Genomic DNA, 18,131 nt, shown 5'->3' with positions numbered 1-18,131 from the left:
GCCGCTGCCGAGGCACGAGGCTGTGCTGGCCGGAATGAACGCCCAAGAGCGCCAGTTGGAACAGATTGCCTCACCAGGTGCCATTGGCCGCATTGGGCAGGCTGAGGGTGCCGTGGTCGACAAAACGCCGGGTGCCGAACAGGCCACCGGCCAGTTTGCCGCGCAGGGTGTAGGGCAGGTTGTCGAGATTCTGGTTCTGGCTCAGGCCCAAGGTCTGGCGCAACACGGAAAACGCCGAGACGCTGACCGGCACCACCAGCACCTCTTCCGAGAAGCGGCCAATGCTGCCGTGCTGGTCACTGACCCCCGAGGCCAGCGGCCGGCCGTTGACGTCCAGGTCCAGGGCCACGCCGTTGTAGTCGATCGCGGTTTCGTTGGGGTTCTGCAGGCGCAGCTTGACCGCGAAACGCATCTCCAGGTCCTGGCTGGGCAGGGGCTCGATACCCACCACATTGATGTTCAGCGGGTCGCGATTGGGGAACAGGGCACAGGCGCTCAGGCTGAGCAGCACCAGGGACAAAGCGATCAATCGGCGCATGGGTTACCCGTCAGGTTGGAGGACATACCGGGGGGCGGTCGCCCCCCGCTGTAGACGCCCGCTGACCTCAGGAGTTCGCTTTGGCGCTGATGTCCGGGTCCTGCATGACCTTGAGGGTTGCCGCTTCGGGGTCGAATTCGTCTTCTTCCAGCTCCATGAATTCTTCCGGGAGGAAGATATTCAGGAAAATCGCGCAGAAGGCCCCCACGGTAATCGGCGATTCAAAGATGTTGTGCAGCGCCTTGGGCAGCTCGCGCAACACTTCCGGCACCGCCGCCACGCCCAGGCCCATGCCCAGGGAAATCGCCACGATCAGCACGTTGCGTCGATGCAGGCCGGCTTCGGCGAGGATCTTGATCCCGGCCACCGCCACCGTGCCGAACATGATCAGGGTGGCGCCGCCGAGCACCGGCTTGGGCATCAGTTGCAGCACCGCGCCGATCATCGGGAACAGCCCGAGCAGCACCAGCAGCCCGGCAATAAAGTAGGCCACGTAGCGGCTGGCCACGCCGGTCAGTTGGATCACCCCGTTGTTCTGGGCAAAGGTCACCATCGGCAGGCTGTTGAACACCGCCGCCACCATCGAGTTGAAACCGTCGGCCAGCAGCCCGGACTTGATGCGCTTGATGTACAGCGGGCCCTTGACCGGCTGCTGGGAAATCATCGAATTGGCGGTCAGGTCGCCGGCTGCCTCCAGCGGCGAAATCAGGAAGATCACCGCCAGCGGGATAAAGGCGATCAGGTCGAACGAGAAGCCGTATTTGAATGGCACCGGCACGCTGACCAGGGGCACGTCGGGCAGGCTGGCCATGTCGACCCGGCCCAGCATCCAGGCGACGACGAAGCCCAGGGTCAGGCCGATCACGATCGAGCCCAGGCGCAGCATCGGGTGGTTGAAGCGGTTGAGGATGACGATGGTCAGCAGCACCAGTGCTGCCAGCCCCAGGTTGCTGGCCGCGCCCAGGTCCGGCGCGCCGAAGCCGCCGGCCATGTCGGTGACCGCGACCTTGATCAGCGACAGGCCCATCAGGGTGATGATGGTGCCGGTGACCACCGGGGTGATCAGCTTGCGCAGCTTGCCGATGAACTGGCTGAGGAACATCTCGATAAAGGCCGCGCAAAAGCAGATGCCGAAGATGGTCGAGAGAATCTCTTCATTGCTGCCGCCACGACCCTTGACCATGAAACCGGCGCTGAGCAGCACGCTGATAAAGGAAAAACTGGTGCCCTGCACGCACAGCAGCCCGGAGCCGATCGGGCCCAGGCGCCGGGCCTGGACAAAGGTGCCCAGGCCGGAGACGAACAGCGCCATGCTGATCAGGTATGGGGTTTCTTCGTGCAGGCCGAGCACCCCGCCGAAAATCAGGGTCGGGCTGATGATGCCGACAAAACTGGCCAGCACGTGCTGCAACGCGGCGAAGATGGCCGCGCTGAAATGCGGGCGGTCGTCCAGGCCATAGATCAGGTCGGACTTGTAGCGAGGGATGCGATCAGGTGCGGTCATGAAAAGGCCTGCCAATGGCGTGTCGAAACAGGGGGGCACACGCCGGAAAGTGGACGGGACTTGGTTCGCGAAAGGATTGCGCCAGGCAAAACCTGCGAACCGGTCAGAAAAAGGAGGCGCAGGATGCCAGAAAGGCGCCGCAGTCAGAAGCGTAAATAGCGGCAAAGGCGCAACTTCGAAAGGATACGAAAGATACTGTTTCTCATTTCCCGTTATGGAATAATCCGGCCCCCGAACCCCGGACCGCCCCTCGATGCTGCCCACGCCCAGCCTGCTGCTGAGTTTTCAGGAGCACTACGACGACCTGCTGAAGTTTCTCACCCGGCGCATGAGTGATCGCCAGCGTGCGGCCGATGTCGCCCAGGAAACCTACCTCAAGCTGCTCAAGGTCGATCAGACGCTGGCGGTGCACAACGACCGCAGCTTTATCTTTCGCGTGGCCGGCAACCTGGCCATCGACACCTTGCGCCGCGAGCAGCGCCTGGCGGCCAACCACAGTGACGGCAAGGAGCATGCCGAGTCCGTCGACCCGGCGCCGGTGCCCGAGGCGGTGCTGCTGGCCAAGGAGCGCCTGGCGCTGCTCGACGACGCCCTGCAATTGCTCTCGACCAATGCCCGGCAGGCCTTGCTGCTCAACCGTATCGAGGGCTTGACCCAGGCCCAGATCGCGGTTCGGCTGGGCGTTTCCGAGAGCATGGTGGCAAAATACATCGGCCAGGCCCTGCGCCATTGCCGCGACTGGCTCAAGCAAAATCATGCATGATCCTTCTCCCTCAGCCGCCGACCTGCCCATGACCCAGCCCCCGATACCCGAGCCTGACGACAGCCTCGAAGACGCCGCCGTCGACTGGCTGGTGCTGCTCAACTCGGGCCAGGCCAGTGCCGCCCAGCGCATGGCCTACCAGCAATGGCGCCTGACCAGCCCGGCCCACGCCGCGGCCGCCGACGAGGCGCAGCAACTGTGGGCCGACCTTGGCATGACCGCGGCGGCGAGCGAGCTGCGGGCCCAGGCTCAGGTACCACGCCGACCACCACGCTGGTGGCCGGCCCTGGCGGCTTCGGTGCTGGTCGCCGTTGCCGGGGTCACCGGCTGGCAACAGTGGCCGGCCTTGAGCGCCGACTACCACACCGGCGTCGGCCAGCAGCAGACCCTGACCCTGGACGATGGCTCCACAGTCACCCTCAACAGCGCCAGTGCCTTGTCGGTGGCCTACACGGCCAGCGAGCGCAAGGTCATCCTGCGGGCCGGCGAGGCACTGTTCGAGCCGGCCCCCGACCGGCAGCGGCCGTTTGTGGTGAGTGCCGGCGACGAGCGCCTGCAAGGCACCGACAGCAGTTTCAGTGTGCGCCGCGACGGTGGCGAGCTGACGGTGGTGGTCAGGAGCGGCCAGGTGCAGTTCAGCGGCGACCATCAGCCGGTGCTGTTGCAGGCCGACCAGCGCCTGCAGCACCGCGCCGGCCAGCCCCTGCTGGCACAGCAGAAGGTGGATGCCGCCAGCCTCACGGCCTGGCAGCGCGGCAAGCTGATTTTCAATGGTCGGCCGCTGGGGGAGGTGATTGGCGAGCTGGAGCGCTATCAGCACGGGCGGATCGTGATTTCCGATGCGCAACTGGCGGCCCTGCCGGTCAGCGGGGTATTTGATCTGAACGACCCGCAAGGGCTGCTGCGCGCCCTCGAACAGCGCTACCCGCTGAAGGTCACGTACCTGCCATGGCTGGCGGTCCTGCACTGATTTGAATTTTTTTCGCCGGGCCGCTGCAAGTTCCGGTTGGCGAAATCGTCGTAGTGAGAACGAGAAGAAAATCATTCTCATTGACGTATTCAAACGGGGCGGGAAAACAGTCGTGAAAGGTATGTTCAAGCAGTCGACACAGGTCCGGGCCAAGGCCCTGGTGCGCCGTACACTCCTGGCTCAGGCCATCATTGCCGGGGTGTGCAGCCCGCTGCTGGTCCAGGCCCAGGACGCCGTCGCGCCCAGCCACAGCGCCGAAGAGCGCCGGGTCAACCTGGCATTGCCCGCCCAAGCCCTGGACCAGGCCCTGACCGGCTTCGCCGACCAGGCCGGGTTGCGCCTCTTGTACACCACCGCCGATGTCGAGGGCCTGCAAGCCGAGGCGTTGAATGGCGAACTGAGTGTGGCCCAGGCCCTGCAACGCCTGCTGGCCGGCAGCGGCATGAGTTGGGCGTTCAGCGACCCGCGCACGGTGATCCTGCGCCGCGCCACGGCGCCGGCAGCGAGCCTCAACCTCAAGCCGATCCAGGTCAGCGTGGCCTCGCGCACCCGCACCGCCATCAGTGAAATCCCCGGCACCGTGTGGGTGGTCGACCAGACCCAGCTGCGCGAACAACTGCAGACCGGGGTCAGCCTCAAGGAAGCCATCGGCAAGCTGGTGCCGGGCCTCGACCTGGCGCCCGAGGGGCGCACCAACTACGGCCAGAACATGCGCGGGCGCAACGTGCTGGTGATGATCGACGGGGTCAGCCAGAACAGCTCCCGTGGGTTGTCCCGGCAGTTCGACAGCATTTCCCCCTTCAACGTCGAGCGTGTGGAAGTGCTCTCCGGCGCCAGCGCCATCTACGGCGGTGGCGCCACCGGCGGCATCATCAATATCGTGACCAAGAAGGGCGAGGCCGGGGCGGCGCAATTTGAAACCCAGGTCGGGGCCAGCAGCGGCTTCAACAACAGCGACGACCTGTCGACCCGTATCGCGCAGTCGGTCAGCGGTGGCAACGAGCGCATCAACGGCCGGCTGGCGGTCGCTGCCGAACAGAACGAGGCGTTCTACGACGGTGCCGGCAACCAGATCTTCATCGACAACACCCAGACCGACCTGCAATACAACCGCACCGTCGACCTCATGGGCAGCCTGGCGCTGCAATTCAACGAGGCCCAGGGCCTTGACCTGCTGGCCCAGTACTACGATTCCGGCAATCATGGCGGCACCGGTATCTACTTCCCCAACCTCAGCTACCAGAAGCCTTCGGACCTGGAAGACGCGCAATTGCGCGGCGGTTACTCCACCGACTTGCAGCCGCGCACCAAGCGCCTGCTGCTCAATGCCAGCTACCACTACGACGATGTGCTGGGCGGTCAGGACTTTTACCTGCAAGGCTCCTACCGCAAGGAGGACGACAACTTCTACCCGTTCCCCTATTACAACGCGGCCAACCCCACGGGCTCCAAGGGTGTGTATTTTGCCGCCTCGCAGCAGAACTTCGAGGTCAGCAGCCTCAAGGCCCTGCTGGTCAAGGAGTGGAGCGCGTTCAAACTGACTTATGGCGTGGACCTGGATCGCGAGCGTTTCAACGCCGAGCAGAGCGTGTTCAACTCCCAGACCTCGTCTGCTACCGGTGGCCTCGACCTCGATACCTTGAGCAAGGCCCCGCGCTATCCCAGCTACCGGGTTGACGGGCTTTCCGGCTATGCCCAGCTGGACTGGCACGCCACCGACAACCTGACGGTGTCCGGCGGTGCGCGGCGCCAGAAAATGGATGTGGAGGTCGGCCAGTTCAAGAACGTGCCGGGGGGCAGCAACGACTATGAAGTGAGCCTGTACAACATCGGGGCGATCTACGACTTCAAGAATGGGCATCAGACCTGGATCAACTACGGCGAGGGTTTCGATCTGCCGGACCCGGCCAAGTTCTACGGCAAGCCGGGCTTGAGCGTCGACGACAACCCCCTGGCCGGGATCAAGAGCCGTCAGGTGGAAACCGGCTGGCGGTATTCGGACAGCGACTGGGATGCCCAGGCGGCGCTGTACTACATCTGGTCGGATAAGGTCATCACCACCGACAGCGCGACCCTGACCATTGACGTGATCGACCAGAAGAGCCGCGACTACGGGTTTGAAGGCGCCTTGACCCGCCACTTCGCCAGCGGCTGGGAGGCTGGCAGCACCCTGCACCTGGTGCGTTCGGAAGAAGAGGACAAGAGCGGCGACTGGATCAAGCGAGATGCGCGCTATGCCTCGTTGTCCAAGTCCACTGCGTTCGTGGGCTGGAAGGGCGACCGCAGCAGCGCCCGCCTGCAAGGCAACCACGCGTTCACCCTCAAGGACGACGCCGACCACACCATCAACGGCTACACCACCTTCGACCTGCTGGGCAGCCATGACACCGGCTTCGGCACCTTCAGCGCCGGGATCCAGAACCTTCTGGACAAGCAATACAGCACGGTCTGGGGCCAGCGCGCGACGCTGTTCTACTCGCCGGCCTACGGCCCGGCGTACCTCTATGACTACCAGGGCCGCGGCCGCACCTACACCCTCGGGTGGTCAATGGCGTATTAAGCCCCGTAGCCGCTGCCGCAGGCTGCGCTGGCCCTCATCGACACCGCACAGCTCCCTGTAAACCCCAGCGGCTCCTGACAGTTTCTGACAGGGGCCTCTGCTAAGCTGCGCGGCTCTTTTGTGTGGAGGCTTGCGGTGTCGCGAACCAGTCGTTTACTTACCCTGCTGCAAGTCTTGCGTGGCAAGAGCCGTCCGGTGACGGCTGCGGTCCTGGCGCGGGAGCTGGAAGTGTCCGAGCGCACCTTGTACCGCGATATCGCCGAGCTGACCGCCCTGGGCGCTCCGGTGTATGGCGAGGCCGGCATCGGTTATGTGTTGCGCAGCGGCTTGTTCCTGCCGCCGTTGATGCTCAATGCCGACGAGACCGAAGCCATTGTGCTGGGCCTGCGGTATGTCGATCAGCGTGGCGATGATGTGCTGGGCAAGGCCGCCGCCGACGCCCTGGCCAAGATTGCCGCGGTCCTGACCCCGGCGGCCCAGGAGGCCTTGCGCAATCCCACGGTCATGCCCGGGCCATCGGCCTGCGCCTACCCGGAAAACGTGGTGCCGCTGGATGTGTTTCGCCAGGCCATTCGCGAACAGGCCAAACTGCATCTGGACTACGCCGACGCCAAGCAGGTCTCCAGCCAGCGACTGATCTGGCCCCTGGCCCTGGGGTTTATGAACGAGGCGCGGGTGATAGTCGCCTGGTGCGAGTTGCGCGGGGCTTATCGGACCTTTCGCACCGACCGCATCCTCGCGGTCAGCGCTCAGGGAGAGGTCTACCCAGGTCGGCGCAGTGACCTGCTGCGCACCTGGCGCACGCTGATGCAGCTGGATGAACACGGGCGCTTCACTCCTGACAAGAACTGACGCAGGCGCCCATTAGCATGGCGCCTGACTTCACTCACAAGGAGCTTCACGCATGTCCAGCACCGCCCCCGTACTCGCTCCGGCGATCGCCGCCTACATCGCCGCCGCCAACGCCCGCGACAGTTCGGCAGTGAGCAGTTTCTTTGCCGAGGACGCGACGGTATTCGATGAAGGCCGGCAGCGGGTCGGCACCCAGGACATCGCGCACTGGATGGCGGACTGCGCCCAGCGTTATCAACCGCGCCTGCAAGTGCAGGCGGTGCAGCAGCGCACCGGCAAGGTGCTGCTCGACAACCTGGTCTGGGGCGCGTTTCCCGGCAGCCCGCTGGCGTTGCGCTACGTGTTCCGGCTCGATCCCCAGGGCAAGATCTGCCGCCTGGACATCTCCCTGTAGGCGCCGTCCGGCAGTGGCAGGCGCCAGTGGCGTGGCATACTGCGCGCTCTTTGCCCGGATCGTTCGCCCCATGCCTTTTGATTCCCCCCTCAGCGCCTATCAGCATGCCCTGGAGCAAGGATTTGTCGCCGACCCGGCGCAACTGCGCGCGGTGCAGGCGCTGGAGCAATGCCACCAGGCCCTGCACCAGGACCTGGCGCCGATTACCGGGGTGTACCTGTGGGGGCCGGTGGGGCGCGGCAAGACCTGGCTGATGGACCGGTTCTACCAGAGCCTCAGGGTGCCGGCGCGGCGTCAGCATTTTCACCACTTCATGGGCTGGGTCCACCAGCGCTCATTCCAGCTGACCGGCACCGCCGACCCTTTGCAGGCCCTGGCCCGGGAGCTCAGCGCCAAGGTGCGGGTGCTGTGTTTCGACGAGTTGTTCGTCAACGACATCGGTGATGCGATCATCCTTGGGCGCCTGTTCCAGGTGATGTTCGATGAAGGCGTGGTGGTGGTCTGCACCTCTAACCAGCCGCCGGCCCAGCTGTATGCCGACGGCTTCAACCGCGAGCGTTTCCTGCCGGCGATCCAGGCGATCGAGCAGCATATGCAGGTGGTTTCGGTGGATGGTGATGAAGACCATCGCCTGCACCCGGGCGCCGGCCTGCAACGCTACTGGGTCACGGCGGCGGGCGAGCCCAGTGCCCTGGGGCCGGTGTTTGAACAGTTGAGCGCGGGGCAGGCGGTCTCCAGTGCGGTGCTGGCGGTAGGGCACCGTAATGTCACGGTGCTCAAGGCCAGTGAAAGCGTGCTCTGGTGCCGCTTTGCCGACCTTTGCGAGGCGCCGTTCGCGGCCATGGACTTCATGGCGCTGTGCGACCGCTTCAGTGCCATTCTGCTCAGCGAAGTGCCCAACCTCAGCGCCAGCCAGCGTCCGGGACGCATCGCCCGAGGCACCGAGGATGGTGCGCAGCGGGTGGATGCCGGGGACCGCGAGTTGCCCCAGCTGTCGGTGCACGATGACAGCGTGCGGCGCTTTATCGCCCTGGTGGACGAGTGCTATGACCGCAAGGTGCCGCTGTACCTCGAGGCCCAGGTCCCTTTGGAGCAGCTGTATACCGAGGGTTACCTGGAGTTTGCCTTCCGTCGTACCTTGAGCCGCTTGCAGGAAATGCAGTTGCAGCGTTTTTGCTGAAGATCCCGCGTCGGGATCAGCCATTGCTCCGCGAGGTGTTGCCGTGAACCAGCCCTTGTCCCACCACTTGTCGACCATGGCCTACCAGAACGCCTGGGCCAACCACCGCCTGGCCAAGGCCTGGGGTCAGTTGAGCGCGGCTGAACTGGTCGCGCCGCGCCGCAGCTTTTTCCCCAGCGTGAGGGCCACCCTCAATCACATCCTGACCTGCGACTGGTTCTACGTGGATGCCCTTGAGCGGGAGCTTCGCGGCGAGCCGCCACGGGTCGATTGCTATGTATTTTTTGACGTCGACGAGCCCTGTGTCGAGGCCGGTGAACTGCGCCAGGCACAATCCACCGTCGACCAGCGGCTGCTGGCGTACTGCGCGCAACTGCGGGACGCCGACCTGGGGCGCCGGGTGACCATCGCCCGGGAGACGCCGCAGCACGACAGCCGCTTGCGCATGCTCAGCCATCTGTTCGAGCACCAGATCCACCATCGCGGCCAGGTGCACGCCATGCTCAGCGACACCCGGATCGCGCCCCCGCAACTGGACGAGTTTTTCTGCACCGGCGAGGCCGGGTTGCGTGCTGCGGACTTTGCCGAGCTGGGCTGGACTGAGGCGCAGATCTGGGGCGACTGAGCGCTCGGCTCAGCTCCCGGTCAGCGGGCGGCGCCGGAACACCAGGCGGAACTCGGTCAGCCCGTCGGTCTGGCTGCTGACATCGGTCTGGCCCTGATGCAGGTTCATGATCGAACGCACAATCGCCAGGCCCAGCCCGGTGCCGCCTTCGGCCCGGGAGCGGCTGCTGTCGACCCGGTAGAAGCGCTCGAACAGGTGCGGCAGGTGCGCTTGCGCAATCCCGGCCCCGGAGTTGCTCACCGTCAACGCTACGCCTGCGGCCAGTTCCTCCACCTGCAGCGAGATGCTGGCCTGCTGCGGTCCATGGCGGATGGCGTTGGACAGCAGGTTGGAAATGGCGCGCTGGATCATCAACCGGTCGCCGTGTACCCAGCCGCTGCCGGACAGGTTCAGAGTCTGGTGTTTTTCCTCGGCGCTGAGGGCGAACAGCTCCATGACCCGGCGCGCTTCTTCCTCCAGGGCAACCGGCTGGAAACTGACCTGGGAAGCCGGGTGGCTGACCTGGGCCAGGAACAGCATGTCGCTGACGATCCGGGTGACCCGTTCCAGCTCCTCGATGCTCGACTCCAGCACCTGCTTGTACTGCTCCGGCGGGCGCTCGCGGGACAAGGTGACCTGGGCCTTGCCCATCAGGTTGGAGATGGGCGAGCGCAGTTCGTGGGCCAGATCATCGGAGAATTGCGCGAGCTGCTGCACGCCGCCGTCCAGGCGGTGCAGCATGAAATTGATGCTATGGGCCAGTTCCGCCAGCTCCCGAGGCAGGTTGTCCTGGGACAGGCGGTGGGTCAGGTCCTGGGTGGTGATCTGCGCCGCCACCCGGCTGAATTGCTGCAGCGGCAGCAGCCCGCGTTGCACCAGCCACCAGGCGCCGATACCGATCAGCAACAGCAGCAACGGCAGGATGATCACGGTCGAGCGCAGGTAGGCGCTGAGCAACGCCTGGTCATTTTGCCGATCCAGCGACAGCACCACCCGCACCTGTTCGCCACTGCCCAGGGGCAGCAGGCGTGAGGCACTGAGCAGGGGCCGGCCGCGGCTGTCCGTCCAATCCAGAAATGCCGGGCTGTCGGCGCCGTTCAAGGCGGCGGGCAACGACTCCAGGGGCTGGCTGCCGATGTCGAGCAGGGGCGGCGCCTGGGGATCGGCGGCGAGAATGCGCAAGTGCAGGTTGTCGTGGCCCATGACCAGGTCGAGCAGGGAATGGGGGCGGGCGGTGATGTCCGCGGTCTTGAGGTCGCTGGTCAGGCTGTGCTGGATCTGGGTCAGCTTGTTGTCCAGGCTTTCCCGGGCGAGCTTGCCCAGTTCGTGGGTCAGCGCGAGGTAGGCCAGGGTCGCCAGCAATAGCACCAGGCCGGCGCCCATCAGGCTCACGGTCAGCCCCAGGCGCATCGACAGGCTGCTGGGTTGCCTCGCCGGCATCGGCAACGGTCCGGCCTTGCCGGCCCCTGGCCTCATTGGCGGACCTCCAGCACATAGCCGACGCCGCGAATGGTGTGGATCAGCTTGATGTCGCTGGCATCGTCGATCTTGGCCCGCAGACGGCTGATGGAGACCTCGACCACATTGGTGTCGCAATCGAAGTTCATGTCCCAGACCTGGGAGATGATCTGGGTTCGGGTCAGCACTTCGCCGGCCTGACGCATCAGGACATGCAACAGCGTGAATTCCTTGGTGGTCAGGTCGATTCTGCGGTTGCCGCGGTAGGCTCTATGGCGCCGCGGATCAAGTTCCAGGTCGGCTACTTGGAATACGTCCACCGCCGCCATGTGTTCATTGCGCCGCAACAATGTACGAACTCGTGCCAGCAACTCGGGGAACTCGAAAGGTTTGACCAGGTAATCATCGGCGCCCAAGTCCAGGCCCCGGACTTTATCGGCCAGGCGTCCGCGGGCGGTTAACATGATGACCCGGGTACTGTGTTCACGGCGCATAAGTTCCAGCACTTGCCAACCATCTTTGTGTGGCAGGTTGACGTCCAGAATCACCAATTGATAATCCTGCTGATCAATCAAGTGCAAGCCATCCTGGCCATTCGCCGCACAATCGACGACATAGCCACTTTCCGTCAGGCCCTGTTGTAGATAATCAGCGGTTTTTGGTTCGTCTTCGACAACCAGGATGCGCATCAATAGTTCCTCGTGTGACTCAAGTTGAATATGAGCGGTGTAGAAAAAAGCCGTGGCCAGCCCTCGATCGCTCCGCGAAAGAGCTTCGGTCGGCAGGTTGGCCTGGGTTTGGGTGGGCGGATGATGAAGCCTGTAGCTGCTTTAGGGTCAAGAGGGAAATAGCTCTGAATCAAAGGTTTGCGTGAGGATTGGCGAGGCGGGGGGCGCCTGCTGTTGTATCAGGGCGTGTCTTTTTGCAGGCACACCGACAATCGGTTGTTGAGAGCCAATGGCTAATCCCGGGTGCGCGATGTGGATATACGAACAATGAAGAGCGTGAGTGACATCCAGAAACAAAGGCGCCTGGTCAGGCGCCTATTGCTTTAACGGTGTGAACTTAGGCGCCCGGGGTGTTTGCGGAAGTTTTATCGGCTGAAGGTTCGATATTGCTCTTTGCGGTTTCGCTGGATGCGGTGGTTTCAACCGCGCCGTGAGTCTGTTGCTGGCTCACGCGGAAGTTGTCCCAGAACTGTTGCGAGCGTTCTGAGCCATCTTCGGCAAAGGCACTGGTCGAGCCCAGTGTTATTAAAGTGGCGAGAATAAAAGTTGAACGTTTCATGCGTTGTTTCCCATTAACAATGTTCGCTGCCCGCCTTATCTCTGGATAAGTGCTGATAGGGGCGGAGTGTGTGCGAAGTTTATTAAATGGGAGTTAACGCCGGCATGAGCCGTTGATTACATATTCGTAATCTTTGCCCGAGGGCGACACAAGACGACTCGTGGGAGTCGTCTTGTGGGGGGGAGGGTTACTGCTGGACCACTTCCGTGGTACTCGGCTTGGGTTTCATCAGGCTGAAGTCGATCAAGGCCTTGGATTGGCGCTCGAACGGGTTGCCGATCAGCAGCGGCCGCGGCTTGAAGCTGTCGCTGACCAGGCTCTTGCTGCGGTCCAGTTCGTCGGCGCTGAGGCCGGCCAGGTCGGCCCAGGTGTGAATCAGCTGCGAGCTGCTGTAGGGGCGACCCAGGTCGCCGGCAAAGCTCCAGTCGTGGGTTTCCCGCCATTTCGGCGAGGCCCAGGCCATGAACGGGATGGTGTACATCGGCGCGGTCGGCTTGCTTTCGTTGCGCCCCAGGGTGTTGTGGCCGGCGGAGTCGAAGACGTCTTCGCCATGGTCGGACAGGTACAGCAGGAAGCCGTTGGGATCGGTCTTGGCGTAGTCCTTGATCAGGCTGGACACCACGAAGTCGTTGTACAGCACGGCGTTGTCGTAGCTGTTGTAGGTCGGCACCTGGTCGTCGCGCACGCCGGCGGGCACGCCCTGGCGGTCGGTGAACTTGTCGAAGGTTGGCGGGTAGCGGTACTGGTAGCTCATGTGGGTGCCGAGCAGGTGCACCACGATGAATTTGCGCGGTGCGTTGTCGGCCAGGGCCTTGTTGAAGGGTTCGAGCACATCGCCGTCATACTGGCGGGCGTTCTGATTGCGGTTGTTGTTCAGGTACACCTGCTCGTCGGCCTGTTCGGAGAACGTGGTGAGCATGGTGTTGCGCTTGGTCATGGTCTGCTGGTTGGTGATCCAGTAGGTCTTGTAGCCAGCCTGTTTCATCACGCTGACCACCGACGGCGTGGTCAGGTACAGCTCGGGGTTCTCTTCGTCGGCGAAGGTCAGCACCTGTTGCAAGGCTTCAATGGTGTACGGCCGGGGCGTGATCACGTTGTCGAACACCGCCAGCTGATCCTTGAGCTTGTCCAGCTCCGGAGTGGTCTGGCGCGGGTAGCCGTAGAGACTCATGCGTTGGCGGTTGGTCGACTCACCGATGACCAGCACCAGGGTCGCGGGCAGGTCGGCCGAGGCGTCCTTGAGGTTTTTCAGTGGCGCGATCTTGCTGGCGCTGGCGAGCATGCCTTGCATGTTGTCCAGTTGTTCCAGGTAACGGCGATAGGCAACCACCATCTGCCACGGCACGGCGGGTTCGATGCGGGTTTCGAATCGCTCCAGGCCGCCGCGCAGGCTGTCGGAACGGGCGATCTGCTTGACCAGCGGGTAGCCGACCACCGCCACCAGCAGCGCCGTGGTCGCGACCAGGGCCCGGCCACGGGGCATGTACACCGGGCGCAGGCGGGTCCAGAGGAAGATGGAGAACGCGGTGTGGGCGATAAAGGCGAGGACGATCCACCAGGCAAAGTATTGCGTCATGTACTCGCCGGCTTCCGACGGGTTGGACTCGAACATGATGAAAATGACGCTTTGCGAGAATTCCTGCTGGTAGATGAAGAAGTAGCCGAGGCTGGCCATGGAGCAGGCCCAGAGCACGATGCCGATCAGGGCGGCGAGCAGGCGGGTGCGTGCGGGGAACAGCAGCACCGGCGCCAGCCAGATCGAGCTCATGATGAAAGCCTGGCGGAAGCCGGCGAACCCGGAGGTGTCGGTCAGCAGGATCAGCAGTTGGGTGATGCCGGAAAAGTACCAGAAGAACAGGAAGAGCCAACCCAGACCGGCCCAATCAAAACCTTTCGCAGACGTGTCGCCGCGTTTAAACAATGCCATGGAGCGCTCCAACCGGTTGATCACTGCTATCGCGGACGCGCGGGGAGCGGTCCGTGAGCGAGGGCGGCTCTGAACCGAGCGGCCACAATGGCCGGAGTATCGCCACTCAGGTGTGAAAAGTTTGTGAGCTGAAAGCGTGCCGCGCTCCGATGAACGGTCGGGCTGGAAGGGCTGAGGCGGGGGATGCAGTCATTGCCGGCATCATCCCCGCAAGGGATAACGCCGGCGATGTGGCGCGCAGGGCTGCGCCAGGTTGAATGCTGGGTCCGCTGGCGGGACTCAGTTCGGCGAGGGGGCGTGCAGGCTGGTGATCTGGGCGGTCTGGCCCTGGCCTTGAAGCAATAGACGCAGTTGCGAGAGTTCCTGCTGCAGTTGATCGCGTTCTGCTTTCAATTGACGCAATTCATCACGACGGATCGTGACATACAGGGTTTGTGCAGGTCGTGCCGGTAGTACTGTGCCCATTGCTCACCTCGCAAATGGCGTGTCTCAACTGTGTTTGTGCCGCTCGATTTCGAGGGTCAAAACACTATCGGCGCCGATTTTGATTTCTTTTACCGGCAAAGGGAACTTTTTTATTTTTCAATGTCGTTGTGTCTTCGAGGCGATTTGCGTCGTTATCCACTGTCTGCATGGGAAACTAAGTCCGGGCGCTCTGGACTAACCCTCATTGGCCCCATTGGGCTATAACCTTTTGACACAAATCTATTCGTAGTAAGGAGCATCAGCACATGCAACTGGGGATTATCGGACTGGGCCGCATGGGCGGCAACATTGCACGGCGCCTGATGCTCAACGGGCATGAAACCGTGGTGTATGACCGCAACGCCGAGTTTGTCAGCACCCTGAGCGGTGAAGGCGCCAAGGGCGTGGCCGATCTGCCGGCCCTGGTGGCAGGCCTGGAAAAACCGCGCGCGGTCTGGGTCATGCTGCCGGCCGGCGCACCCACCGAAGACACCATCGAGACCTTGAGCCAACTGCTGGAAGCGGGCGATGTGATCATCGATGGCGGCAACACCTACTATAAGGACGACATCCGCCGCGCCCACAGCCTGGCGCAAAAAGGCCTGACCTATATCGATGTCGGCACCTCCGGCGGCGTCTGGGGCCTGGAGCGTGGCTACTGCATGATGATCGGCGGCGATGCCGACGAGGTTAAGCGCCTGGACCCGCTGTTCGCCGCCCTGGCGCCGGGTTATGGCGACATCCCGCGGACCAAGGACCGGGTTGCCGAAGATGACCGCGCCGAACGTGGCTACATTCATGCCGGCCCTGCGGGCTCTGGGCATTTCGTCAAGATGATCCACAACGGCATCGAGTACGGAATGATGCAGGCCTTTGCCGAAGGCTTCGACATTCTCAAGACCAAGGCTTCGGAAAACCTGCCTGAAGATCAGCGTTTCGACCTCAACGTCGCCGATATCGCGGAAGTCTGGCGTCGCGGCAGCGTGGTTTCCTCGTGGCTGCTGGACCTGACTGCCGACGCCCTGGCCACCGATCCCAAGCTCGACGGTTACTCCGGTTCGGTCGCGGACAGTGGAGAGGGGCGCTGGACCATCGAGGCGGCCATGGAGCAGTCGGTGCCGGTACCGGTGCTGTCCAACTCGCTGTTCGCCCGATTCCGTTCGCGTCAGCAGAGCACCTACGGCGACAAACTGTTGTCGGCCATGCGCTTCGGCTTCGGCGGCCACGTGGAGACTTCGAAAAAATGACCACTGTGCGCAGGAAGTCCAAGGCTGAACCCGCACCGCCCACCACCCTGTTTCTGTTTGGCGCCCATGGCGACCTGGTCAAGCGCCTGTTGATGCCGGCGCTGTACAACCTCAGTCGCGATGGCTTGCTGAACGAGGGCTTGCGGATTGTCGGGGTCGATCACAACGCCATCAGCGATGTGGACTTTGCCAAGAAGCTGGAAGACTTCCTGCGCACCGAAGTGGCGAACAAGGTCGGCGACGGCGCGACCCTGGACCCGCAGCTCTGGGCCAAGCTGGCCCGGGGTATCAGCTACGTCCAGGGCGACTTCCTCGACGATTCGACCTACAGCGCCCTGGCCGCCAAGATCGCAGCCAGCGGCACCGGCAATGCGGTGTTCTACCTGGCCACCGCGCCGCGCTTCTTCAGTGAAGTGGTGCAGCGCCTGGGTGCGGCCGGGTTGCTGGAGGAGAACCCCGAGGCCTTTCGCCGGGTGGTGATCGAGAAGCCCTTCGGCTCCGACCTGCAATCTGCCGAAGCCCTGAACGGTTGCCTGCTCAAGGTCATGAGCGAAAAGCAGATCTACCGCATCGACCATTACCTGGGCAAGGAGACGGTGCAGAACATTCTGGTCAGCCGCTTCTCCAACAGCCTGTTCGAAGCGTTCTGGAACAACCATTACATCGACCACGTGCAGATCACCGCGGCAGAAACCGTCGGTGTGGAAACCCGTGGCAGCTTTTATGAACACACCGGTGCCTTGCGCGACATGGTGCCCAACCACCTGTTCCAGCTCCTGGCCATGGTGGCCATGGAGCCGCCCGCGGCCTTCGGCGCCGATGCCGTGCGCGGCGAAAAGGCCAAGGTGGTCGGCGCCATCCGGCCCTGGACGACAGAGGAGGCTCGCGCCAACTCGGTCCGTGGCCAGTACGTGGCCGGAGAGGCCGGTGGCAAGGCGCTGCCGGGTTATCGCGAGGAGCCCAATGTGGCGCCGGACAGCAACACCGAAACCTACGTGGCGCTCAAGGTCATGATCGACAACTGGCGCTGGGTCGGGGTGCCGTTCTACCTGCGCACCGGCAAGCGCATGAGCGTGCGCGACACCGAGATCGTCATCTGCTTCAAGCCGGCACCCTATGCCCAGTTCCGTGACACCGAGGTCGACAAGTTGCAACCGACCTACCTGCGGATCCAGATCCAGCCCAATGAGGGCATGTGGTTCGACCTGCTGGCGAAAAAGCCCGGGCCGACCCTGGACATGGCCAATATCGAGTTGGGGTTCGCCTACAAGGACTTCTTCGAAATGCAGCCGTCCACCGGGTACGAAACCCTGATCTACGATTGCCTGACCGGCGACCAGACCCTGTTCCAGCGTGCCGACAATATCGAGAATGGCTGGCGTGCGGTGCAGCCGTTCCTCGACGCCTGGAAGGAAGACGCCAGCGTGCAGGCCTACCAGGCCGGTGCAGATGGCCCAGAAGCTGGAGCCCAGCTGCTGGCCCGCGACGGTCGCGAATGGCACAGCCTCGGATGAGTGACGCCACGCAACAGCCCATCCGCTTCCTGCTCAGCGACATGGACGGCACCTTGTTGCTGCCCGATCACAGCCTCAGCACGCGCACCGTCGAGGCCGTACGCGCGCTGCGCGAGGCGGGGGTTTACTTCAGCCTCGCCACCGGGCGCCCACCCAGGGCCATGCTGGCGCAGATCAAGACCCTGGGCGTCGACCTGCCCACGGCGGCCTTCAATGGCGGCACCATCGTCCACCCCGATGGCCGCTTTCTGGCTCGCCATCACCTGCCGGTAGACGTGGCGGTGACCACCATTGAGCTGTTTTCGACGCAGCCCGAGGTGGAAGTCTGGGTGTTTGCCGACGGTGACTGGTTGTTACGCGACCCCCACGGGCCGATGGTGCCGCGCGAGCAACACGGGCTTGGCTACCCGCCGGTGGTGGTCAAGGGCTTCGAGGAGTACCTGCCGCGCATCGACAAGATTGTGGCCGCGAGCAACAACGCCTCGTTGCTGGTGGCGCTGGAGGCGCAATTGCAGGCCCGGGTCGAAGGTCAGGCCCAGGTGTCGCGCTCGCAGCCGGTGTACCTGGATGTCACGGCGATGGAGGCCAACAAGGGCCAGGCCCTGGTGACCCTGGCCGCCTTTCTCGGGGTGGACCTGGCGCACACGGCGGCACTGGGCGATGGCGGCAATGACCCGGCGATGTTTCACCGGGCCGGGTTGTCGATTGCCATGGGCCAGGCGCAGGAGGAGGTCAGGCGCCAGGCGGACCGGGTCACGGCGAGCAACCTTGATGACGGTGCGGCGCAGGCCATCGAGCGCTATATCCTGGCGCGCTGATCGCTCGCGCCAGCCGGCTGCCGGCGCCAGGCCCTCGAGCCCGGTGCCGG

General features: G+C 63.7%; 16 protein-coding genes and 1 pseudogene. 10 read left to right on the top strand and 7 right to left on the bottom strand.

The genetic code is table 11. The features are described 5' to 3' along the window. Window positions 1–70: 70 nt before the first annotated feature. Complete coding sequence (locus tag CF161_RS18575) at window positions 71–538, bottom strand: LEA type 2 family protein (protein ID WP_020298135.1); 468 nt, start codon at window positions 536–538, stop codon at window positions 71–73. A 67-nt stretch (window positions 539–605) separates the two neighbouring features. After that, a complete protein-coding gene (locus tag CF161_RS18570; RefSeq protein WP_020298134.1) occupies window positions 606–2,042 on the bottom strand; it encodes a nucleobase:cation symporter-2 family protein in 1,437 nt (478 codons plus the stop codon). Window positions 2,043–2,295: 253 nt separating this feature from the next. On the opposite strand from CF161_RS18570, the pseudogene CF161_RS18565 reads away from it, so the two are divergent. The 7 genes and pseudogenes from CF161_RS18565 to CF161_RS18535 form a co-directional block, all read left to right on the top strand. Beyond that, window positions 2,296–2,793 (top strand): annotated as a pseudogene (locus CF161_RS18565) (RNA polymerase sigma factor); the annotation flags it as partial. A gap of 40 nt (window positions 2,794–2,833) precedes the next feature. Further along, window positions 2,834–3,775, top strand: coding sequence for a FecR family protein (locus CF161_RS18560; protein WP_043229776.1), 942 nt, complete (start codon window positions 2,834–2,836; stop codon window positions 3,773–3,775). Window positions 3,776–3,896: 121 nt separating this feature from the next. Then, complete coding sequence (locus CF161_RS18555; RefSeq protein WP_043229774.1) at window positions 3,897–6,335, top strand: TonB-dependent receptor; 2,439 nt, start codon at window positions 3,897–3,899, stop codon at window positions 6,333–6,335. A gap of 135 nt (window positions 6,336–6,470) precedes the next feature. Continuing rightward, a complete protein-coding gene (locus tag CF161_RS18550) occupies window positions 6,471–7,187 on the top strand; it encodes a YafY family protein (RefSeq protein ID WP_043229772.1) in 717 nt (238 codons plus the stop codon). A gap of 52 nt (window positions 7,188–7,239) precedes the next feature. Beyond that, complete coding sequence (locus CF161_RS18545) at window positions 7,240–7,581, top strand: nuclear transport factor 2 family protein (protein WP_020298129.1); 342 nt, start codon at window positions 7,240–7,242, stop codon at window positions 7,579–7,581. 70 nt (window positions 7,582–7,651) lie between these two features. After that, window positions 7,652–8,761: a cell division protein ZapE gene (gene zapE, locus CF161_RS18540; protein ID WP_020298128.1), complete on the top strand. Its 1,110-nt coding sequence runs from the start codon at window positions 7,652–7,654 to the stop codon at window positions 8,759–8,761. A 43-nt stretch (window positions 8,762–8,804) separates the two neighbouring features. Continuing rightward, the gene (locus CF161_RS18535; protein ID WP_020298127.1) at window positions 8,805–9,386 is read left to right on the top strand and encodes a DinB family protein; all 582 of its coding nucleotides are present in this window, start codon (window positions 8,805–8,807) and stop codon (window positions 9,384–9,386) included. A 9-nt stretch (window positions 9,387–9,395) separates the two neighbouring features. Here the strand turns inward: CF161_RS18535 and CF161_RS18530 are convergent, their stop codons facing one another. From CF161_RS18530 to CF161_RS18515, 5 genes are all read right to left on the bottom strand, one after another. Beyond that, complete coding sequence (locus tag CF161_RS18530; RefSeq protein ID WP_020298126.1) at window positions 9,396–10,841, bottom strand: heavy metal sensor histidine kinase; 1,446 nt, start codon at window positions 10,839–10,841, stop codon at window positions 9,396–9,398. After that, window positions 10,838–11,512, bottom strand: coding sequence for a heavy metal response regulator transcription factor (locus tag CF161_RS18525; RefSeq protein WP_020298125.1), 675 nt, complete (start codon window positions 11,510–11,512; stop codon window positions 10,838–10,840). Before CF161_RS18525 ends, CF161_RS18530 begins: the two co-directional genes overlap by 4 nt. 376 nt (window positions 11,513–11,888) lie before the next feature. Next, entirely contained in the window at window positions 11,889–12,110 is a 222-nt protein-coding gene (locus CF161_RS32335) for a hypothetical protein (protein WP_084471733.1), read from the bottom strand. A 187-nt stretch (window positions 12,111–12,297) separates the two neighbouring features. Next, the gene (locus tag CF161_RS18520) at window positions 12,298–14,037 is read right to left on the bottom strand and encodes a phosphoethanolamine transferase CptA (RefSeq protein WP_020298124.1); all 1,740 of its coding nucleotides are present in this window, start codon (window positions 14,035–14,037) and stop codon (window positions 12,298–12,300) included. 279 nt (window positions 14,038–14,316) lie between these two features. After that, window positions 14,317–14,502, bottom strand: a complete 186-nt coding sequence (locus CF161_RS18515; RefSeq protein ID WP_043229767.1) for a DUF6026 family protein — start codon at window positions 14,500–14,502, stop codon at window positions 14,317–14,319. A gap of 242 nt (window positions 14,503–14,744) precedes the next feature. Here CF161_RS18515 and gnd point away from each other — a divergent pair, with 242 nt between their 5' ends. The 3 genes from gnd to CF161_RS18500 are packed head-to-tail and all read left to right on the top strand — an operon-like array spanning window position 14,745 to window position 18,081. Continuing rightward, on the top strand, window positions 14,745–15,749 hold the full coding sequence (gnd, locus tag CF161_RS18510; RefSeq protein WP_338013629.1) for a phosphogluconate dehydrogenase (NAD(+)-dependent, decarboxylating): 1,005 nt from the start codon (window positions 14,745–14,747) through the stop codon (window positions 15,747–15,749). Continuing rightward, entirely contained in the window at window positions 15,746–17,263 is a 1,518-nt protein-coding gene (gene zwf, locus CF161_RS18505; protein ID WP_020298121.1) for a glucose-6-phosphate dehydrogenase, read from the top strand. Before gnd ends, zwf begins: the two co-directional genes overlap by 4 nt. Continuing rightward, entirely contained in the window at window positions 17,260–18,081 is an 822-nt protein-coding gene (locus tag CF161_RS18500; protein WP_020298120.1) for a Cof-type HAD-IIB family hydrolase, read from the top strand. The genes zwf and CF161_RS18500 overlap by 4 nt, the downstream gene beginning before the upstream one ends. Window positions 18,082–18,131 lie beyond the last annotated feature (50 nt).

Origin of the sequence: Pseudomonas sp. CF161, from assembly GCF_000416215.1 — a bacterium.
In the GTDB taxonomy this organism is placed as follows: Bacteria; Pseudomonadota; Gammaproteobacteria; order Pseudomonadales; family Pseudomonadaceae; genus Aquipseudomonas.
Note: the sequence above shows the minus strand (reverse complement) of the source record. Positions and strands in the feature narration are given on the sequence as shown.

Coding starts and splice junctions, on each gene's coding strand:
- zapE (WP_020298128.1), top strand. CDS start 7,652: ATGCCTTTTGATTCCCCCCTCAGCGCCTATCAGCATGCCCTGGAGCAA.
- zwf (WP_020298121.1), top strand. CDS start 15,746: ATGACCACTGTGCGCAGGAAGTCCAAGGCTGAACCCGCACCGCCCACC.
- CF161_RS18575 (WP_020298135.1), bottom strand. CDS start 538: ATGCGCCGATTGATCGCTTTGTCCCTGGTGCTGCTCAGCCTGAGCGCC.
- CF161_RS18570 (WP_020298134.1), bottom strand. CDS start 2,042: ATGACCGCACCTGATCGCATCCCTCGCTACAAGTCCGACCTGATCTAT.
- CF161_RS18545 (WP_020298129.1), top strand. CDS start 7,240: ATGTCCAGCACCGCCCCCGTACTCGCTCCGGCGATCGCCGCCTACATC.
- CF161_RS18515 (WP_043229767.1), bottom strand. CDS start 14,502: ATGGGCACAGTACTACCGGCACGACCTGCACAAACCCTGTATGTCACG.
- CF161_RS18530 (WP_020298126.1), bottom strand. CDS start 10,841: ATGAGGCCAGGGGCCGGCAAGGCCGGACCGTTGCCGATGCCGGCGAGG.
- CF161_RS18500 (WP_020298120.1), top strand. CDS start 17,260: ATGAGTGACGCCACGCAACAGCCCATCCGCTTCCTGCTCAGCGACATG.
- CF161_RS32335 (WP_084471733.1), bottom strand. CDS start 12,110: ATGAAACGTTCAACTTTTATTCTCGCCACTTTAATAACACTGGGCTCG.
- CF161_RS18520 (WP_020298124.1), bottom strand. CDS start 14,037: ATGGCATTGTTTAAACGCGGCGACACGTCTGCGAAAGGTTTTGATTGG.
- CF161_RS18555 (WP_043229774.1), top strand. CDS start 3,897: ATGTTCAAGCAGTCGACACAGGTCCGGGCCAAGGCCCTGGTGCGCCGT.
- CF161_RS18560 (WP_043229776.1), top strand. CDS start 2,834: ATGACCCAGCCCCCGATACCCGAGCCTGACGACAGCCTCGAAGACGCC.
- CF161_RS18525 (WP_020298125.1), bottom strand. CDS start 11,512: ATGCGCATCCTGGTTGTCGAAGACGAACCAAAAACCGCTGATTATCTA.